The 18,530-nt window shown below is 64.3% G+C and carries 22 protein-coding genes; 10 read left to right on the plus strand and 12 right to left on the minus strand.

Annotated elements, in window-relative coordinates; genetic code table 11:
• The first annotated feature begins 189 nt into the window (after positions 1-189).
• Both C7G42_RS27125 and C7G42_RS27130 read left to right on the plus strand, forming a co-directional pair.
• Positions 190-1,326, plus strand: coding sequence for a hypothetical protein (locus tag C7G42_RS27125; protein ID WP_106951977.1), 1,137 nt, complete (start codon positions 190-192; stop codon positions 1,324-1,326).
• Positions 1,327-1,442: 116 nt separating this feature from the next.
• Positions 1,443-2,198, plus strand: a complete 756-nt coding sequence (locus tag C7G42_RS27130; protein ID WP_106952037.1) for an alpha/beta fold hydrolase — start codon at positions 1,443-1,445, stop codon at positions 2,196-2,198.
• 95 nt (positions 2,199-2,293) lie between these two features.
• On the opposite strand, the gene C7G42_RS27135 is transcribed toward C7G42_RS27130, so the two are convergent.
• Positions 2,294-3,229, minus strand: a complete 936-nt coding sequence (locus C7G42_RS27135) for a LysR family transcriptional regulator (RefSeq protein WP_106951978.1) — start codon at positions 3,227-3,229, stop codon at positions 2,294-2,296.
• Positions 3,230-3,336: 107 nt separating this feature from the next.
• On the opposite strand from C7G42_RS27135, the gene C7G42_RS27140 reads away from it, so the two are divergent.
• Positions 3,337-3,750, plus strand: a complete 414-nt coding sequence (locus C7G42_RS27140; protein WP_106951979.1) for a hypothetical protein — start codon at positions 3,337-3,339, stop codon at positions 3,748-3,750.
• A gap of 110 nt (positions 3,751-3,860) precedes the next feature.
• Here C7G42_RS27140 and C7G42_RS27145 read toward each other — a convergent pair whose 3' ends face one another.
• The 7 genes from C7G42_RS27145 to C7G42_RS27175 all read right to left on the minus strand — a co-directional run bounded on the left by C7G42_RS27145 (position 3,861) and on the right by C7G42_RS27175 (position 10,655).
• Positions 3,861-4,208, minus strand: a complete 348-nt coding sequence (locus C7G42_RS27145) for a YciI-like protein (RefSeq protein WP_106951980.1) — start codon at positions 4,206-4,208, stop codon at positions 3,861-3,863.
• Positions 4,209-4,233: 25 nt separating this feature from the next.
• A complete protein-coding gene (locus C7G42_RS27150; RefSeq protein WP_106951981.1) occupies positions 4,234-6,480 on the minus strand; it encodes a xanthine dehydrogenase family protein molybdopterin-binding subunit in 2,247 nt (748 codons plus the stop codon).
• Complete coding sequence (locus C7G42_RS27155; protein WP_106951982.1) at positions 6,477-7,466, minus strand: FAD binding domain-containing protein; 990 nt, start codon at positions 7,464-7,466, stop codon at positions 6,477-6,479. Before C7G42_RS27155 ends, C7G42_RS27150 begins: the two co-directional genes overlap by 4 nt.
• Positions 7,463-7,993: a 2Fe-2S iron-sulfur cluster-binding protein gene (locus C7G42_RS27160; protein ID WP_245427987.1), complete on the minus strand. Its 531-nt coding sequence runs from the start codon at positions 7,991-7,993 to the stop codon at positions 7,463-7,465. Before C7G42_RS27160 ends, C7G42_RS27155 begins: the two co-directional genes overlap by 4 nt.
• A gap of 52 nt (positions 7,994-8,045) precedes the next feature.
• Positions 8,046-8,552, minus strand: a complete 507-nt coding sequence (locus tag C7G42_RS27165; protein ID WP_106951983.1) for a nuclear transport factor 2 family protein — start codon at positions 8,550-8,552, stop codon at positions 8,046-8,048.
• An 85-nt stretch (positions 8,553-8,637) separates the two neighbouring features.
• Positions 8,638-9,573 carry a LysR family transcriptional regulator gene (locus C7G42_RS27170; RefSeq protein WP_158537639.1) on the minus strand — a complete coding sequence of 312 codons (936 nt, stop codon included), beginning with the start codon at positions 9,571-9,573 and terminating at the stop codon, positions 8,638-8,640.
• Positions 9,574-9,662: 89 nt separating this feature from the next.
• The gene (locus C7G42_RS27175) at positions 9,663-10,655 is read right to left on the minus strand and encodes an aldo/keto reductase (RefSeq protein WP_199581175.1); all 993 of its coding nucleotides are present in this window, start codon (positions 10,653-10,655) and stop codon (positions 9,663-9,665) included.
• 145 nt (positions 10,656-10,800) lie between these two features.
• On the opposite strand from C7G42_RS27175, the gene C7G42_RS27180 reads away from it, so the two are divergent.
• A complete protein-coding gene (locus tag C7G42_RS27180) occupies positions 10,801-11,697 on the plus strand; it encodes a LysR family transcriptional regulator (RefSeq protein ID WP_106951986.1) in 897 nt (298 codons plus the stop codon).
• On the opposite strand, the gene C7G42_RS27185 is transcribed toward C7G42_RS27180, so the two are convergent.
• Positions 11,641-13,026, minus strand: coding sequence for a hypothetical protein (locus C7G42_RS27185; protein ID WP_199581167.1), 1,386 nt, complete (start codon positions 13,024-13,026; stop codon positions 11,641-11,643). The two genes, C7G42_RS27180 and C7G42_RS27185, sit on opposite strands and share 57 nt — an antisense overlap.
• 290 nt (positions 13,027-13,316) lie before the next feature.
• Here C7G42_RS27185 and cysE point away from each other — a divergent pair, with 290 nt between their 5' ends.
• Complete coding sequence (cysE, locus tag C7G42_RS27190) at positions 13,317-14,141, plus strand: serine O-acetyltransferase (RefSeq protein ID WP_094972141.1); 825 nt, start codon at positions 13,317-13,319, stop codon at positions 14,139-14,141.
• Positions 14,142-14,264: 123 nt separating this feature from the next.
• Positions 14,265-14,483, plus strand: a complete 219-nt coding sequence (locus tag C7G42_RS27195) for a DUF3126 family protein (protein WP_007602550.1) — start codon at positions 14,265-14,267, stop codon at positions 14,481-14,483.
• Between the two features lie 250 nt (positions 14,484-14,733).
• Here the strand turns inward: C7G42_RS27195 and C7G42_RS27200 are convergent, their stop codons facing one another.
• On the minus strand, positions 14,734-15,441 hold the full coding sequence (locus C7G42_RS27200) for a hypothetical protein (RefSeq protein ID WP_106951987.1): 708 nt from the start codon (positions 15,439-15,441) through the stop codon (positions 14,734-14,736).
• Positions 15,442-15,664: 223 nt separating this feature from the next.
• On the opposite strand from C7G42_RS27200, the gene C7G42_RS27205 reads away from it, so the two are divergent.
• Together C7G42_RS27205 and C7G42_RS27210 are read left to right on the plus strand one after the other, a co-directional pair.
• Positions 15,665-15,994: a DUF6949 family protein gene (locus C7G42_RS27205; RefSeq protein WP_106951988.1), complete on the plus strand. Its 330-nt coding sequence runs from the start codon at positions 15,665-15,667 to the stop codon at positions 15,992-15,994.
• Between the two features lie 84 nt (positions 15,995-16,078).
• A complete protein-coding gene (locus C7G42_RS27210) occupies positions 16,079-16,609 on the plus strand; it encodes a gamma carbonic anhydrase family protein (protein WP_106951989.1) in 531 nt (176 codons plus the stop codon).
• On the opposite strand, the gene C7G42_RS35490 is transcribed toward C7G42_RS27210, so the two are convergent.
• Positions 16,606-16,770, minus strand: coding sequence for a hypothetical protein (locus C7G42_RS35490; RefSeq protein ID WP_199581168.1), 165 nt, complete (start codon positions 16,768-16,770; stop codon positions 16,606-16,608). The genes C7G42_RS27210 and C7G42_RS35490 overlap by 4 nt on opposite strands.
• A 144-nt stretch (positions 16,771-16,914) precedes the next feature.
• On the opposite strand from C7G42_RS35490, the gene C7G42_RS27215 reads away from it, so the two are divergent.
• Both C7G42_RS27215 and C7G42_RS27220 read left to right on the plus strand, forming a co-directional pair.
• Positions 16,915-17,232 carry a hypothetical protein gene (locus C7G42_RS27215; protein ID WP_106951990.1) on the plus strand — a complete coding sequence of 106 codons (318 nt, stop codon included), beginning with the start codon at positions 16,915-16,917 and terminating at the stop codon, positions 17,230-17,232.
• Positions 17,233-17,336: 104 nt separating this feature from the next.
• Positions 17,337-17,687, plus strand: a complete 351-nt coding sequence (locus C7G42_RS27220; protein WP_106951991.1) for a hypothetical protein — start codon at positions 17,337-17,339, stop codon at positions 17,685-17,687.
• A 174-nt stretch (positions 17,688-17,861) separates the two neighbouring features.
• On the opposite strand, the gene C7G42_RS27225 is transcribed toward C7G42_RS27220, so the two are convergent.
• Complete coding sequence (locus C7G42_RS27225; protein ID WP_106951992.1) at positions 17,862-18,356, minus strand: hypothetical protein; 495 nt, start codon at positions 18,354-18,356, stop codon at positions 17,862-17,864.
• Between the last annotated feature and the right edge of the window lie 174 nt (positions 18,357-18,530).

Genomic DNA, 18,530 nt, shown 5'->3' on the forward strand with positions numbered 1-18,530 from the left:
GCTCCGCAATCGCCCCATGCTCATTTGCTCATGCAAATTCGACACAATCTTGAGGCCTGAGAGAAGCCCTTCTTTCGTCGGGGACGTTGTGTCGCAATTTTGGCATACTATGTCTCCTGGACGAGCAAATTGCACCGAACGACGAATCGTAAGGCGCAGACGATTTTAGGGATCGCCGGGTTCTTCCACATGAAATGGCTGCGAATCAGCACAGCGTTGACCGGTATCGCGGCCTGCGGCTTCCTGCTCGCGCAGGTAGCACCGCACGCTCGCGAGGCCGGCGCGATCCTCGCCGCCCAGGATGATCCGGCCGTGCTCTCCGAGCTGAAGCTCGATCAACTGCTGCGGCACAATGACCGCATGGTTCAGGACAATATCGAAGCCGCACTCGCCGCCGGCGATGCCGATCTCGCCGACAGTTTCGTCGCGCTGGCGCGGGACCGCGACATCGCGCTGCCCGAGGACCTCCTGAGCCGGGTCAATGACGCGGTCAAAGCCGAGAGTTCCACCTCGCATTTTGCCAAACGGTTCGCCACTGGTCTTGTCACCGGCAATGCCGACGACGTCGCGAGCCTGTCCGGGACGGTGGCGGGCGATCTCTTCGTGATCGGCGACATCAGGGACGTGGTGCGCGAGGGCAAGCACCTTGCCATGGGCGAGGACACCGACCGCCTCGTGCTCGGGCTTGCGGCCGCCGGCCTTGCGGTGACGGCGGCCACTTACGTGTCCGTCGGCGGTGCCGCGCCGGCGCGCGCCGGGCTGACGCTGGTCAAGGATGCGCGCAAGGTCGGTCGGCTCGGCGACGGGCTCGCCAAATGGGCCGGACGCTCGGCGCGCGAAATCGTCGATACGCCGATGCTGCAGACCGCAGTCGCCAAGGGTTCGATCTTCCGTCCCGGCGAAACCGCGACCGCCATCAAGGCCGCGTTTCGCGCCGAGAAGGCCGGTGCGCTGGTCCGGCTCGGCAAGGACGTCACCCGCGTCGCCGAGAAAACCGGCACGCGCGGGGCGATGGATACGCTGCGCATCGCCGAAGGTCCGAAGGACGTCGCGCGCGCGGCGCGGCTTGCCGAAGCGCAAGGCGGCAAGGCGCGCGCCATCATGAAGCTCTTGGGCCGCGGCGCCCTGCTGCTGATCGGCGGCGCGTTCGATCTGACGCTGTGGCTGTTCGGCGCGGCACTGACGCTGTTCGGCCTTCTCTCATCCATCAAGGCGACCACCGAGAGCTTGACCCAGGCCTGGTGCGATCGCAAACGGGCGCGGCGGCTGCGCCGTGCCCGGATCACAGCCGAAGCTGCTCTGGCAAACGCGGCCGTCACGGCCTGAGGCGCGCGGCGCTCCGGGTTATTGTTTGAGCATGATGTTGCCGGAAAACCGCTGCACTCTTTTCCGGATCGTGCTCTAAGATCGACTGATCCCCACAAGACCTCACGGAACTGATGATGCCGAGCTTTCACAACGGCGCCGTTGAAATTGCCTATCTCGACGAAGGCGAGGGCGATCCGATCATCCTGGTGCACGGCTTTGCCTCGAGCAAGAACGTGAACTGGGTCTACCCGACCTGGGTGTCGGAGCTGCGCAAGAACGGCCGACGCGTCATCGCGCTCGACAATCGCGGCCATGGCGAAAGCGCAAAGCTCTACGAGCCCGCGCAATATTCGATTCCCGTAATGGCCGGCGACGTGCTCGCGCTGATGGATCATCTCGCCATCCCGCAGGCCGACATCATGGGCTATTCGATGGGCGGACGGATGACGGCGTGGCTCTCCCTCAACGAGCCGCAGCGCCTGCGCTCGGCGATTCTCGGCGGCATCGGCATCGGCGGCCTGATCGAGGGCACCGGACCCGGCGAGAACGTCGCCAAGGCACTCGAAGCGCCGTCGCTTGATGACGTCACCGATCCCGTCGGCCGCACCTTTCGCGCGTTCGCCGATCAGACCCGCTCCGACCGCCGCGCGCTCGCCGCCTGCCTGCGCGGCACGCGCGACCTGATGACGAAGGACGAAGCCGCGCGCATCGATGTGCCCGTGCTGATCGCGGTCGGTTCGACCGATGATGTTGCAGGTTCTGCCAGCGCGCTAGGCGCGATCATTCCGGATGCGGAAGTGCTGGACATTCCGAACCGCGACCATATGCGTGCGGTCGGCGACAAGGTCTACAAAAACGGCGTGCTCGATTTCCTCTCCCGCCGCGGCTGAGCCGGCAAAAGGCCAAGAGGGTCTCTTCGCCGACCAAATCCCGGGACCTGGAGCTCGGTGTCCTTGGCGCCTCAATTGCGGTGGCGACCGATGCTTCACACCGCCTTGTCGCTGAACCCAGCGGCAAGCGTGATGAGGAACGACATGACGCGCTGCGTGCGCAGGGGCGGGCGGCGGTCGGAGGTGCGCAGCATCCACAGGGGTTCTCCGGACGCGCGCCAGGGCGCCAACACCTCGACCAGCCGGCCGGTGCGGAGGTCTTCCTGGACGAGCCACGCCGGCCCCCAGCCGACCCCGAACCCATTCACCACCAACGCGAGCGAAGCGTGCGCGTCGTCGCAAATGTGTTTGGGCTTGGGCGTGACGCGAATGGATCCCTTGCCGCGCGGGTCGGCAAAGCGCCAGGTCAGGATCTGACCGCTCGCGGGATTGCGGAAGCCGACGTGGTCGTGCGCGGAAAGCTCGTCTGGAGTCGCCAGCGCGCCGCGCGCCTTCAGATAGGCAGGCGAGGCGCAAGCGATCCAGGAGAACGTGCAAAGCCGCCGCGCCTGATGGCCGGGCGCGCGGTCGAGCGGCCCCGAGCGGATCGCGACGTCGACGCCTTCCGCTGCGAGATCGAGAATCTCGTTGCGGAATTTGACCTCGATCTCGATTTCCGGCCGTTCCCGCAGGAACGCCGGCAGTCGCGGCAGGATGCAGGCGCGCGCGAACGAGGCGGGGGCGGTCACGCGCACCCGTCCGCCTTCGTCGCGCGCGACTTCGCCGAGCGCGGATTGGACATGGGCGAGACTTTCGACCAACGCGCGTCCCGCCGCCATCAACCTGTCGCCCTCCTCAGTGAGCGCCAACGAATGGGTGGAGCGATGCAAAAGCCGCAACCCGCGAGCCTTTTCGAGGCGGGCCACTGCCTTGGACATCGCCGATGTGGTCGTCCCCGCCCGCCGCGCGGCTTCGGCGAAGGAGCCCGCCTCGACGACGCGGACGAAGGCAAGAAGACGCGAGAGGTCGGGAGGCAAATTTGTTGTGGACATACAGTCCACATAGTCATGGCTACCCAGGCACTACAAGGGCCATTCCCAACCGGCTAGCTAAGGAAGCGTCAGCGCTCATTTTGCAGCGCTAAAACACGGGAAGTCCGATGAACCCCATAGAAATCACTCTGCAAGCCCTTGATGCCGCGGAGCGCGCGATTCCACCGGGCCAGCCCATATATATGCTCAATCTGCTGCGCTACCGCGCGCATGCGCGTTATGAGGATGGATTCGACGCTGCGCCTTGCTCGGGACGGGAAGCCTTTAATGAACGCTACAGGCCGGCATTCCGGCGTCTCGCAACCGGGAAGCCGCTGGTGCGGGTGTTTTCCGTCCCGGTCCTTGCGAGCCTCGTCGGTTCGCCGGGCGAACACTGGGACGAAGCGGCGATCAACGAGTACGGCGATTTCGCTACCTTTCGCTCGATCGTCGAGACTGAGACTTACCAACGCGAAGTCGCGCCCCATCGGCACGCGGCACTTGAGGATTTCAGGCTGCTCGCACTCGCCAAGACGGTTTGAAGAATCTCGAAGTGTCAATTGCGGCGCCGGGGCGGGTGCCAGTCGCACGCGAAACCGGGCCAAGCAGCATCGTTCGAGTCCAAATTGGACGGATGCATGCAAGCCCGCTTTCACCGCTCCGGCCATAATTTTGCCGACGCATCCTTGCCGACGACAGTCGCCCATTCGCGAATGCGCCAGCTCTGGATCAGCCCATTGTTCACATAGGGGTCTTCCTTCACGAATCTTTCCACGACCGCAGCGCTTTCCCCTTTGAAGAGAATGACTCCGGCATCGAGCGGATCCGTCAGAGCACCCGCAAGGACAAGTTCGCCGCGCTCGGCCGCAGCCCAGGCCTTCGTGAGGTGATCGTTGCGAAATTCCTGCCGCCGAGCCTCGTACGTCTCTCCAAACTCCAAAATGAGAAGATAGTGCTTCACGAGCCAATCCTCCTTGATCGGGCGCAGGCTGAGGGTCATCGGGGGAGTGTCGACCGTACGGACGTCACGTCCGCGATGTGGCGCTCGTCAGCGGCGGCAAGCCATGCAGCAGCTTGTCGAGCGTGATTGGAAACTCCCGCACGCGCACGCCGGTGGCATTGTAGACTGCGTTCGCAACAGCCGCGCCTGCACCGCACACGCCCAACTCGCCCACGCCCTTTGCGAGCAGCGGATTGGCCACAGAATCCCGCTCCTCCAGGAAATGGACGTCGATAGCAGGGATGTCGGCATGCACTGCAACGTGATACTCGCCGAGGTCGCGATTGACGACCTTTCCGGAGCGAGGATCATGGATCAGCTCTTCGGTCAGTGCCCCGCCGATTCCCAGCACGATGCCGCCGATCGCTTGCGAGGTCGCGGTCTTGAGGTTGAGGATTCGGCCGGCCGCAAACACGCTGCTCCATCGCGCGACCCGCATCTCACCGGTGACCGCGTGCACCCTGACTTCGCAGAAATGTGCGCCGTAGGATGTCTGGTTGAGGCGGGTGTTGCTCTCGCCCGGCTGGGCCACGCCTTCCACTGCCAAGCCATTGCCGACGAGGTCGGTGATCGGCCGCCGGATTCCCGGCGCCGTCAGCACGCCGCCCGCCAGCGTGATCGCATCCACCGGCGCACCGGCAGCGGCGGCAAGCCGGACGCGCAGTTCTGAACACGCAGCATAGACGGCGGAGCCGCTCGTCGTCGCGCCCCAGCTGCCGCCCGAACCGGCGCTTGCGGGATCGTCGGTATCGCCGAGCCGCACGTCCACCTGCGCGAGCTCCACGCCGAGGAGGTCCGCCACAATCTGCGCAAGGATGGTGTACGTGCCCGTCCCGATATCGGTCATCTCGGTTTCCACGGTTACGCGCCCGTCGCCTTCGATTCGCACCCGTGCCCGGCTTGGTCCGAACAGATTGCCGCGTGCCGCAGAGGACATCCCGTACCCGACCAGCCATTCGCCGTCCCGGAACGCGCCGGGATCGCGGCTGCGCGTGGGCCAGCCGAAGCGCGCTGCGCCTTGTTTGAGGCACGCGACCAACGCGCGGCTGGAGAAGGGAACGCCCGTTTCAGGGTGCCGCTCGGGTTCGTTGCGGAGCCGGAATTCGATCGGATCGAGATTCAACGCCTCCGCCAGCTCGTCCATGGCGCATTCGAGCGCGAGTTGCCCCACCGCTTCGCCCGGCGCGCGCATCGACACGCCGAGCAGTTTGTTGGTACGCACCACCTTGTGGTCCACCTGCCGGTTCGCGCCCGCATAGAGCAGGTGGGTGGCGAGGCCGGCGGGTTCGAAGAACACTTCGCCTGTCAGTTGATCGGTGATCGTGTCATGCTGGACGAGCGTGAGCTGTCCGGCCGCATCTGCGCCAAGTCGCAAGCGCTGATAAGTCATCGGACGCCGGCCGGTCATCTCGAACACCTGCTGGCGCGTCATGACGACCTTCACCGGACGGCCAAGCTGTTGCGCGGCGATCGCCGCCGCTACGGCCTCCGGCATCACTCCCAGCTTGCCGCCGAAGCCGCCGCCGACGAAGGGCGAGAGGATGCGAACCTGCGTAGGTTCCAGGCCCATTACCGTCGCCAGCTGGTCCCTCGTCACGACCGGCGACTGGTAAGATCCATGCAGGGTCAGCTGCCCATCCTGCCAAATCGCCACCGAGGCATGCGGCTCCATCGCCGCATGACTCTGGCTGGGAGTCTGCCAGACGGCGTCGACCAGAGCGGATGCCTCGCTTGCGGCATGCGCGACATCGCCTTGTTCGGTATGAATGAGGAAGAGCCCAAAAATATCGTCAGTTGGCGGCAGCGCGGTTTCGCGCGAAGCCACCATGTCGAATACGCCGGGCGCCGTCTCGAACGTCAGGCGCACGCACAAGGCCGCGGCGCGGGCACGCTCGAGACTGTCTGCGACGACCAGTCCGATCGGCTGGCCGAAATACGCGACTTCCTCCACCCCCTGCACCGGCGCCGCAGCGCCGGCAAAGCCGCCCCCATTGCGGACCATCCGCTCGTCTCGAATGACCGCAAGCACGCCCGGCATCGCCAGTGCTTCCGCAGGATCCACCTTGGTAATGCGGCCACATCCGAACGGGGCGCGTAGCAGGACGCCGTGGACCAAGCCATCGGGAAAATGCTCTGCAGCGTAACGCGCAGTCCCGGTCACTTTGCGCGGTCCGTCGATCCGCGGCAGCTCGGTGCCGACGAGCGGAGCCGGCACGCGGTCGAGCAGGCTGTCCGCGAAGGGCGTATCCATCTTCACGATCGCCTCGGTCATGGCACATTCCCCGTCAGATCCGTGAGGCAGGCGGCGAGTGTCCGCCGCAGCAGTGTTATCTTGAAGTCGTTGCCGCCCTGGCCCTGCGCCTCGGCCGTCACTGCATCCGCACAGCGTTCGAACAGCGCTTGGCTTGGCGTTTGGCCGATCAGCAATGCCTCCGCCGTGCGGTCCCGCCAGGGCATGGGAGCCACGCCGCCGAAGGCCATGGCCGCTTGCACGATCATGCCATCTTCGACGGCAAGCGTGGCGGCGACCGAAACGAGTGCGAAGGCATAGGAGGCGCGATCGCGCACTTTGCGATAACGCTGACGGCCGTTCAGGGGGGCAGGCAGCACTACAGCGGTGATCAGTTCGCCTGGCGCGAGCGTATGGTCGATGTGCGGCGTCTCGCCCGGCAGACGATAAAGCGCATCGAGCGCACGGACCTCCATCTGGCCGTCCCGCTGCCGCGTCTCCACCCTCGCATCCAGGGCACGCATCGCCACGGCCATGTCCGACGGATGAGACGCGATGCAATGGGCAGACGTGCCGAGGATCGCCATGATTCGGTTGAACCCGCCGATCGCCGCGCAGCCGGTTCCCGGTTCGCGCTTGTTGCAGGGTGAAGCAGGGTCGTAGAAGTAGTAGCAGCGGGTCCGCTGCAGCAGGTTGCCGCCGGTCGTCGCCTTGTTCCGCAGCTGTCCTGAAGCGCCCGCGAGGATCGCCTGCGACAGTAGCGGATAGCGCGCCCGCACCAGCGGGTGTGCCGCCAGCTCCGCGTTGGTCACCAGCGCGCCGATGCGCAAGCCACCATCCGGCGTTTCCGCCATGGTGCGCAGATCGAGCCCGCCGATATCTATCAGCTGCGGCGGCCGCTCGATGCCCAGCTTCATGAGATCCAGCAGGTTGGTGCCTCCGGCGATAAAGCGCGCGTCTGGACGATCCGCGGCGGCCTGAAGCGCGTCTGCTTCATTGCCCGCACGAAGGTACTCGAAGGGCATCATGTGGAAGCTCCTTCGTCGCCTGCGTAACGCTGGATCGCCTCGACGATGCGCGGATAGGCGGCGCAGCGGCAAAGATTGCCGCTCATGCGCTCGCGAATCTCTGCTGCGGTGATCGCCTCGGCAGGGGCATGCTCGCCGACATGGCTCGGCCAGCCTGCGCGCCATTCCTCGAGCATCCCCATCGCGGAACAAATCTGGCCAGCGGTGCAATAGCCGCATTGCAAGCCATCCGCCGCGACGAATGCCGCCTGGAGCGGGTGTAGCGCGTCCGTCGTGCCAAGGCCCTCGATCGTCGTGATGTTGTCCGCGCCGTGCATTGCGGCCAGTGAAAGGCAGCTGTTGATGCGGCGGCCGTTCACCAGCACAGTGCAGGCACCGCACTGACCGTGATCGCAGCCCTTCTTGGTACCGGTCAGCCGAAGATGCTCGCGCAAGGCGTCGAGCAGCGTGACGCGTGCATCCAATTCCAGGCGATGAGACACGCCATTCACGGTCAACGTCACGGCGACGTTGGCGTTTGCTTCGATCCAGGGCACTGATTTCCTCTTGAGAAAGCCAAATGAATGGGAGTTCGTCGTCTCAATCAGCCCGCGGAGGCGATGCGAGCGCAGCCTTGAAGGCGGGGATGTCAAGGAAAGCTGTGACGGCGACGATCCGCTGGCCCTTGACCGTCATGATCCACATATAGCTGTTCTCGTAGGAGGTGCCGTTGATGAGTTCGGCCCTTCCGTCCCAATGGACCAGCACATCGTCGCCGTCCGCCCAGACCTTGCGGACGCTGGGCTTGAGGGGTGTTTTCAACCGCGCGGCCAGTGGGCGCGCGGCCGCCGCCAGCAGCGCATCGCGGCTGTCATAGGTCTTCGCGACCTCGGGATCGGCGCCGACGATCTGCCACGTCGCGTCCTCGGCGAGGAGAGTGAAGACATCTCCTTCTCCGCGAGACCAGCGTTCGAAGGCGGCGTTGATGAAGGTCCGATTCTGTTCTTCTGCCGATGAACTCATGCGGCTGTTGTCCTGTGCCCGGCCGAGGCTCTGCGTGGCGAGCACGACCGCGCCTGCGAGGAGCATCGCTAGCTTGGGGGGCATGTTCACACGTCTCCGATCCGCGGCGTTGAAACCTCGTACCGCTAATAGCGCGAGCCCTTGTTTGGTTCGTCTCCGAAATGTCGCGTCAGCGGGGACGGCTGGTCACCGGTGTCTCGGTCCTCGTCTGCGCGAAGTCTCGCTCGAACATGAAGCGCTTGAACGCCTGGATAGCGGGGGACGGGTGTGCGGTCTCGGGTGTGTAGAGACAGGCGGGCCACATCCGTCGATTCCAATCCGGCAACACTTCGACGAGCCGCCCGGCGCGCAAATGCTCCTCGGCAATAAAGTCAAGAAGACGGACGATGCCGACATGATGCAGCGCTCCAGCCACCAGCAGCGGTGCGTCATTGACCACGAGACCGCAATCGGGCGCGATCGATCGGGCATCGCCGGCATCGTTCAGGAAGTCCCAGCTGTGCGGCTTGCCCGTGACGTCGTCGATCAGCCTGACGCAGTTGTGATGGGCGATATCTTCCGGCGTCTCTGGCACCCCCCGCGCCGCGAGATAGGAGGGCGTTGCGCACGTCACCACGCGGCTTTGCAGGATAGCCTGTTTGTCCAACCCGCGCGCATCGGGGTCGCCGAAACGGATCGCCACATCGACCCCCTCGGCCAGCAGATTGTCGATCCGGTCGCGAACCAGCACGTCGATCCGCAATCGAGGATGCGCACGCAGCAGCTCGGGCAGAGCGGGCATGAGCAGGAAGGGACCGAAGGCGGCGTCCGTCGAAACCCGCAAACGACCGCGCACCTCTGCGAGCGAGTCGGGCGTTGCGATCGCGCCGAGCCGCTCCATCAACGGCGTCACTTCCTCCAGGAAGCCGCGCCCTTGATCGGTCAGCTTCAGCGCGCGGCTGTTTCGATCGAACAGCCGCATGCCGGTCCGCTCTTCCAAACGCGCGATGGCCTTGCCGACGCCGGAGCGCGAGAGTCCGACCTGATCGGCGGCGCGGGCATAGCTTCCCGCCTTCGCAACCGCGACGAAGACGGTGATGCCGCCGATGATTCTACCGTCGAACACGCGATTCCCTTTGCTTCTGGCCGAGCTCGGCGCAGGTATTTTCGTCCACGGGATATGGTCACATCGGGGCGGCAGCCGATGGTGACGATTCAGCGATCTACCATTGCCAACGCCGCAGCCCCGTAGCGTTCGCCAGAGACGGAGAAAGCAACGAGCGCGCCATTTAGCTGCTTCACGTCGTCGGCAGAAAGCGTCAATTTGTCCGCCCCGAGATTCTCTTCGAGGTAGCTTCTCCGCTTGGTGCCGGGAATCGGAACCACGTCGTTCCTGATCTGAAGCAGCCAAGCGAGCGCCACTTGGCCGGGCGTTGCGCCGTAGGGTTTCGCGATCTCTCGTACCAGATTGGCGATGCGCATGTTCGCGTCGAAGTTCTGACCTTGCAGTCGCGGATCGCCTTTCGAGCGAAAATCGTCGGCGGAATATTCTTCTGCACGCTTGGCCGTCCCCGTCAAAAATCCGCGACCAAGGGGGCTGAACGGGACGAGACCTATGCCCAGCTCATCCAAAAGGGGCATGATTCCGTCGTCCAGATTGCGCTCCCAGATCGAATATTCACTTTGCAACGCGGACACCGGCTGGACGGCGTGGGCGCGACGGATCGTCTCGGTGCCGGCCTCGGACAATCCAAAGTGAAGAACCTTTCCCTCGGCGATCAGCTCTTTGACCGTGCCGGCCACGTCTTCGATCGGCGTGGCAGGGTCGACGCGATGCTGATAGAGCAGATCGATATAATCGGTCTGCAGCCGCTTGAGCGACGCCTCGACGACCTCTCGGATGTGCTGCGGACGGCTATCCGCGCCTGCAAAGAGACCCTTACCGATGATAAAGCCGAACTTGGTCGCGATCTGCACCTGCGTCCGACGGCCCTTGAGCGCACGGCCGACCAACTCCTCGTTGGTGAAAGGACCATAGACTTCGGCGGTGTCGAAGAAGGTGCAGCCGAGCTCGATCGCACGGTGGATCGTGGCGATCGATTCCGTGTCGTCCGGACGACCGTAAGCGTGGCTCATACCCATGCAGCCGAGGCCCAGGGAGGAAACTTCCAATCCCTGTCGACCGAGTTTTCGTCGTTTCAGCATGATTTCTCCGATGGCTGGTGGACTGCGGTTCGTCAGATGCAGCTGATTTTGTGAGCGGCATCTGAGAACCGAAAAGAATGTCGTTGCGGCCTGTTCCGAAAACAACGAACGATGATGGAGAATGGTTTGTCAAAAATGGAAAACGTCCATGGATTGGAACGACCTGCGCTATTTCCTGGCCGTAGCGCGGACCAGCAGCCTTACCCTGGCTTCAACAAACCTCCGGGTGAGCCAGTCCACCGTGAGCCGCCGCGTCATCGAGCTCGAGGAGAGCCTCGGCATGACGCTCTTCCAGAGACATCAGACCGGATATTTCCTGACAGACGAGGGGCGGGAGGTGTTCCGGCAGGCGGAGCTCGTCGAGGACAGCATCATGGCTCTTCAGCGAAGTGCGGCAGGTCTCGACAGCAAGCCCACGGGGACCGTGAGGCTCGCAACCTCCGAGAGTCTCGCGACGGACCTCGTCATCCCCGCCCTAGCGCCATTCCGAGGGCTCTATCCGGACATCTGCCTGGAGATCATCACCAGCACGGCCACGGCGGAGCTTGACCGCCGTGAGGCGGACATCGCGCTTCGTGTCGTTCGGCCTGCGCGAGGCAACCTGAAGGTCCGACGCGTGGGCCACATGGCTTACTCCGTCTATGGCAGCCGCGACTATCTCGAGCGGCATCCATATGTTGAGGGCGAACCACTCGGAGGGCGGCACTTCATCGCCTGGGATGACAGCCACGCGCATCTGCCCGCCGCGGAGTGGCTTGCAAGAGAGCATCCCGGCTGCAAAATCGCGCTCGTCACCAGCAGCCTGCCTGCACAGATCGCCGCGGTGCGGGCGGGTCTCGGCCTGGCAGTCGTTCCAGATTTCCTGACGCTGAAGGACGACTTCATTCGCGTCATCCCCAACGATCAGATGTTCAACGCCAGCGTCTGGTTGGTGACCCACGCTGACCTGGCTGGGTCCGCCCGCGTCCGCGCCGTCGCGGATTTCCTTTCAGAGCAGGTGATGCGGTCGAACCCCGAACTTTCCGGACGCTGGATGGGTGCTTGACCTCGCCAGCGCCATCATCACCACAAACGTCGCAACCCACACCATCCTTGCGCCGTAGCGGTCGTGGGGCCCCGAGATCACGGCGCAGATGAAGGCGTTGCCGAGCAGCGCCAGCGTCACGGTCGCCGCCAGCAATGTCAGGTCGTCGAGCCGGCGGTGCGCCAGCGCCTGGCCGAGCAGGCCGACCAGCGCCAGCATCGAGGCCAGCGCGACCGGCACGTGCAGCCAGTTGATGGCGGTGAAGTCGAGCTGCCAATTCTGCTGCCGCGCCGCGCGCATCGGCGCGACCTGGGCAGGGACATGGCGCTCGATGATGCCACGGGTGTGCGGGATCCAGCCATTAGTGCCTTCGCCGGTCGCCACATGCAGCAATTGCTGGCCCATCGCTCGCAGCGCCGCGCCGGCCTGCCAGGCCGGATACTCCTTCAGCGACTGCACGACGATGGTGCCCATCTCATCGTTCATGCCTTCGAAGCGGCCGAGCGTGTTGAACACGCTCTTGCCCCACAGGAACTCGTCGGCGCTCGCCGGCAGCTCGTTGCGATACGGGCACAGCTTGTAGCGTTCGTGCGGGCAATGGTCATTGAGATAGCGCGCGACGATGCCGTCCTGCATCATGCGGCCGAAGGCGACGCCGGTACCGCCGGGCGTCCAGGCCAGCTTGCCGGACAGTGCATAATTCGCCGAGACCAGCATCAGGCCGCCCGCAACGATGGTGAGGCTGGCCTGCGCCAATCCGGCCAGCGGCAGGCGCTCCTTCAGAAACGGCCGGCCGATCCAGCCCGCGACGCAAAGACCGAGCAGCACGCCGAGCGTGGCGCTGTGGGTCGCCGCGGCAAAGGCGGTGAAGACGAACAGCGAGATCTTCTCGACCGTCGAGGTGCGGCCTGCGCCCACAATCAGCAGGAACAGCGACAGTACCGAAAGCCCGGCAAAGATGTCGGTGAGCAGCATGCTCGCGAGCCAAGGCAGCGCGGTCGACAGCATCAGGCCGAGGCTAATCGCGACGAAGCGGAAGGTCTGCATCATCGAGAGCACGCGAAGCGTGAGCTGCAACAGCCACAGCGTCGCCAGCGACTGGACCGCGAGGTTGATCCAGAAGCCGAAGCTCTCGCCATAGTGCAGATAGAGGCCGAACACCGTTGAGCGGCTGGGGACGAGATAGCCCTCGTACCAGCGCGCCAGATAGCCGCCGGTATCCCATTGCAACAACGGATAGCCATTCCAGAACGCCGGCGCGATCATCAGCAGGGGCAGGGCCACCGCCGCCACGCGCAGCCAAAAATTATCAGCGGCGCGCGCGCGCAATCGATCGGTGGTGATGCTCAAATTCGCTCCCCGTCCTCGCTGTGGAACCATGCCCGCAATAACGGTGGGCGGAGAATTCACCAATAGTTTGATGCCGTCCGGCTTGAATTTGGCGAAACTCTGACCACTTTGAGCCGACCTCGCTGATTGGTCTCCGAAAGAAACTGTTGTGTTTCAACGTCTTGTCGTGGTTTCGCGAGGCAAGGCGCTGTTCACTCTCAGGCAAGCCGGTCAGGACTTCGTCGCCTAGACTGTGCTATAGAGCAGGTCAAACGAGCCCATTCGAAGAGCAAATCCCAAAGAGCAAATCCATGACAGTGCATCAGGTCAATCCGGGAGGAAAGCTCGCATCGCTCGATCCGATCTGGGAGCGGATCCGGGGCGAAGCGGAGGACATCGTCCGTCGCGAGCCCGAGCTTGCGACCTTCATCTATTCGACGGTGCTGCATCACAGCCGCCTGGAAGATTCGGTGATCCACCGCGTCGCCGACCGGCTCGATCACTCTGCGCTGTCGGGTGACCTCGTGCGCCAGACCTATGGCGAGGCGCTGCGCGACGATCCCGATCTCGGCAACGCTTTCCGCGCCGATCTCGTCGCGGTCTACGACCGCGATCCCGCGACCTCGCGCTTCATCGATCCCTTGCTCTACTTCAAGGGCTTTCACGCGATCCAGACCCATCGCCTGGCGCACTGGCTCTGGCTGAAGGGCCGCAAGGATTTCGCGTATTATCTCCAGAGCCGCGCCTCCGCGGTCTTCCAGACCGACATCAATCCCGCCGCACGCATCGGCCGCGGCATCTTCCTCGACCACGCCACCGGCTTCGTCTGCGGCGAGACGGCGGTGATCGAGGACGACGTCTCGATCCTGCACGGCGTCACGCTCGGCGGCACCGGCAAGGAGAACGAGGACCGTCATCCGAAGATCCGCCATGGCGTCCTGATCGGCGCCGGCGCAAAAATCCTCGGCAACATCGAGATCGGCCATTGCGCGCGCATCGCCGCGGGCTCGGTCGTGGTCAAGCCGGTGCCGCACAACGTCACGGTCGCGGGCGTGCCCGCCAAGATCGTCGGCGAGGCCGGCTGCGCCGAGCCGTCGCGCACCATGGATCAGATGATCAACGCGACGGGGCTTTGAGCTCGCGTGTAAGGGCTGGATTCTCCAGCCTTTTTCGTCCCCAAATTCTTTGGCAATTCATGCTGGCGGTTCGTCGCGTCTCGTCCTAAAACGCGGCCTGCCATTTTCGATCGGAGACTTGCCGTGGACGTGAAAGAAGTCAGAAAGCTCGATGCGTATCTGAAGCGCGTATTCGGCAATCCCAAGATCCGCGTCGTGCCGCGGCCCAAGAAGGACGATTCCGCCGAAGTCTATATCGGCGAGGAGTTCATCGGCGTGCTGTTCGTCGACGACGAGGACGACGATCGCTCGTTCCAGTTCCAGATGGCGATCCTCGAGGACGATCTCGTCGATCAGGAATAAGTCTCTCCTCCGTCATTGCGAGCGCAGCGAAGCAATCCAGGAATGTTTCCGCAGAGGGATTCTGGATTGCTTCGCTGCGCTCGCAATGACGAACAGAAGCTTCACAACTGCCCCATGACGACATCAAAGCGCTAAATTCGACTTCGGAAAATACGAACAATCACAGGCGCTTGGCTACTGTGCATGGGGTTGTTTTCGCAATTTCACTTCGGACAGTTTTCACAAAAGACCTGGGCCGAACGGGCCCCGCTCATCCCTTCGGCCCGCGCAGCTGCGCCGTCAGCCTGTCCATCGCCTCCGCCACATCGTGCCAGTGCGACAGCCAGCTCCGCGGATAGCGGAAGGTGAGGTCGGCGCCGCCGACCCGGCGCTCGGACAGGCACATGCCCGGGGTGGCCGCATCGCGGGTGCAGCGCGCGGTCAGCGCCGGGCTGGCCGCCGAATAGAAGTCTTCGCTGCCGTAGGGCGTGTCGGCGCGGAACATCCGCATCGTCAGGCCATCTGCGGGCGCCGCCGCGGCTTGGTCGAGATAGCGCGGATAGATCGTGGCTGCCCGCTGCTCGGGCGAGAGCGCATCGTGATGGGCTGCGATCGACAGGAAGATGCGGTCGATCGATTGCACCGCCGCTTCCACCGTGTCGGCGGTGACGTGCTTCGGCGCGCTGGGCGGCGCGAGCGACGGATAGACGAAGTCGAGATCGATGCGCTCCTGCGGCCCGGAGTGCCGCTGGATCTTCATGCGGATCGCCGTCACCGGCAGGTTGAACAGCGTGCCGCCGACGCTCACCGGCAGCTTGTCCGGGGCGTCCGCGCCGCGGGTGCCCCAGGTCGGCCACAACAGATAGGCGACGAGCGCGACCGCGCAGCCCGCAGCAATGCCGCCGAGCACGATCGGGACGGCATGCGCCCAGGTGCGCGTGCGGGGGGATCTTTGGGGAGCTGCCGAAAACACCGTCATGAGCTTGCGCGAGGTCGAGCCGGAAGTCGGCCGGTGGCCGACGAATCAGCGGCGAATATGCCACGCGGCGGTGATATCCCGCAGCGTTCCCGCCTGCGGGGGGCGGGGACGGCCCTGCGTGGACGGGACGGCGGCGTTAACCTTCCCTTAAGGATAATGTAGCGTTAACCGGCACGATTTGTCACAGGAATGCTCCGGCGTTGCGTAAGGGCGGACCGTTCCGATGACACCTGAAGCTCTCAATACCTTCTTCTCCATCTTCATCGGTTTCGCGCTCGCGGGCGCGCTCGTGAACGGATACCAGGCGCTGGCGCAGCGGCCCGCCGGCTTCGGCCTGTTGCAGGACGGCGTGGCGCCGAAGACCTTCGCTGCGGTGCCGTTCCTGGTGTTCGCCGCGCCCTTCATCATCATGCGCAACACGCTGCGCGGCATGCGGGTGGAAAGCCGCCGCGCCGAGTTCGTGATGATGGCGACCCTCATCGCCGGTTTCTGGAGCATGATGAGCGGCACCTTCTTCCTGATGACGCTGCGCGCGGCCGGCGTTCTGGGCTGACGCCCGCGCATTGAGCGCCGCCGGCGCCTTTGCGTCGCGGCTGCCGTTTCGCTATGCCTGTGGCCAACGCGACAGGAGACTTCCATGGCGATCTACGAGCTCGACGGGCAGGCGCCCGACCTTCCCGCTGACGGCAATTATTTCATCGCGGACACCGCCACGGTCATCGGCCGCGTGCGCCTGAAGCCTGGTGCCAGCGTCTGGTTCGGCGCGGTGCTGCGCGGCGACAATGAATGGATCGAGATCGGCGAGGGCGCCAATGTGCAGGACGGCTCGACCTGCCACACCGATCTCGGCTTTCCGCTGGTCATCGGAACGAACTGCACCGTCGGCCACAACGTCATCCTGCACGGCTGCACCATCGGGGAGGGCGCGCTGATCGGCATGGGCTCGATCGTGATGAACGGCGCCAAGATCGGCCGCAACAGCATCGTTGGAGCCGGCTCCGTCATCACTGAGGGCAAGGAGTTCCCCGAACGGTCCCTGATCATTGGCTCGCCGGCGCGCGTGATCCGCACGCTCGACGACGCCCAGGTGCAGAAGATGGGAAGTGCGGCCAGGTTCTACGTCGCCAACGGTCCGCGCTTCAAGAAGGGACTGAAGCGGATCGGCTAAGTGCCTTCGGACTCGCTTGCTTCCATGGCGCTCGCAATTTTCTCATGGCCTGCCGACCACAACGCGTGTTCATCGCTGCCGTCTGAATAAGGATTGGCTTCAGCCGGAATGTTTTGGCGCGCGGCGTATTCGCCTTCTGCAAAAGGGTCGCGATCGGTCATCGTGACTTCACCTTTCTGTTGTTGGAGGTCGCAGGTGATGAGCTTGCGCGCGATCGCGCGATCCTTTGATTCAAGCTGATGCGGCGATATTTGTTCCGGAACTGGACTTCGCCGCGGCGGTTGACCGGCACAGGAGAAATTTCAATGGCCGCATCGCCCGCAACCGCCTCACTCAAAACCTTGATGGTGATCTTTGCTCTCGCGGCGATGCCGGCCGTCGCGTTCGCGCAGGCGAGCGGCGGTTCTGCCGGATCGACCGGAGGTCCGGCGGGATCGGGCGGAGGCGTTGCCAACTCGCCGGCTCCGCCGCCCGGCACCAACAGCCTGGGTACGGCTCAGTCATCCGGCGCGGGCTCCGGAGGCACGACCGGCAGCGGCACGGGCCGCGGAACTGATGCCGCGGTGAATGCCGAGAACAAGCTCCTCGACAAGAAGCTGAAAAGCATCTGCCGCGGGTGCTGAACGCTCGCGCGGAAGTGAGACAGCGTGGCTGTCCCGAATGCCCCAGTGACGCTAGCTTGATCCCGCGTTGAAGCGTGGAGCGTGTCCACGCGGAGGATCGAGTGATGTTACGCAGGATGATGATGGCGGCGCTGGCCGTTGCAGTGGTCGGGCTGTCGGCGCCGCAGGTGGCCCACGCCAGGGGCTTCGGGCATGGCGGCTGGGGTCATGGCGGTGGTGGCTGGGGCCACGGCGGCCACTGGCACGGCGGCGGCTTTTGGCCCGGAGTTGCGATCGGGGCGGGTATCGCCGGTGCCGGCTACTACGGTGGCTATTACGGTTACGGGTACCCCTATTACGGCTATCGTAACGGATACGGCGACTACAACGATGGGTATGGCGGCTGCTACGTCGCGCGTCAGCGTGTCATGACGCCTGCAGGCTGGCGGATCCGCCGCGTGGACGTCTGCGAATAGCATCCCATAAAAAACAAGGTCGTTGACGCAGTATACCGTCAACGACCTTGCCAGCCCCGGACATTGAAATCGGCTCACGCCATCCGGTAACGGTGAACATCGCGCGGAATCATACGGGCGAATGTGATCCAGTTCACAAGTGCCGAAAATAAAAGTTCCACCGGGTGGGGGCGGTCAGCCGCGCGCGCGCTTGCGTGCACTGGCGTGGACACGCTGTCGCGCCGGTTTCCTGCGGGTAACCGAGGGTGTTTCAACCTCGGTCGCCCGTGCGCTTGCAAACGATTGCCGCAAGCCGTCGATCGACTCGTTCAGTGATGCGACCTGTTCGGATAGGCGCTTGGTGTCAGCCTGCTGCGCCGCCATCAGCCGCTTCATCGTCGTGAGCTGGTCCTGCACGACCTGGAGTTGGTCGATCGATTCCTGCTGGGTCGCCTCCAGCCCCTTGGTCTTCTCGACCAGCTGCTCGGAGGCCTGGGCCGTGCGGGCCTGGAGTTGCCGCGATGCCACCACCCGGTCGGTTTCAGGTGCGGCGCCGGTATAGGCGCGCCAGATCGCGATCGAGGTGACGCCCGCGATCAGCAGCAGGAGGGCGGCGGCGGTCAGCGCGATGGGCTGGGCGCCGAGACGAAGGAGGGGATTGGACCGAGTGTCCGCTGCGAGATCGATCATCGCTGACTAAACCCAAATTGAAACTTGGTGCGTGGCGAAGACCGGCAAGCCGAAAGCCGCCGGGGCGTCCCTAAAGTGTTACTGATCAGCAACAAATGGGACCAAAAAGAGGCTGGTCCCATGAGAACGAACGGAATTCGACGAGAAAAGGTTCTGGGGTACCGATCTATCTCG

It is taken from the genome of Bradyrhizobium sp. MOS003 (assembly GCF_003020125.1).
Taxonomy (GTDB): domain Bacteria; phylum Pseudomonadota; class Alphaproteobacteria; order Rhizobiales; family Xanthobacteraceae; genus Bradyrhizobium.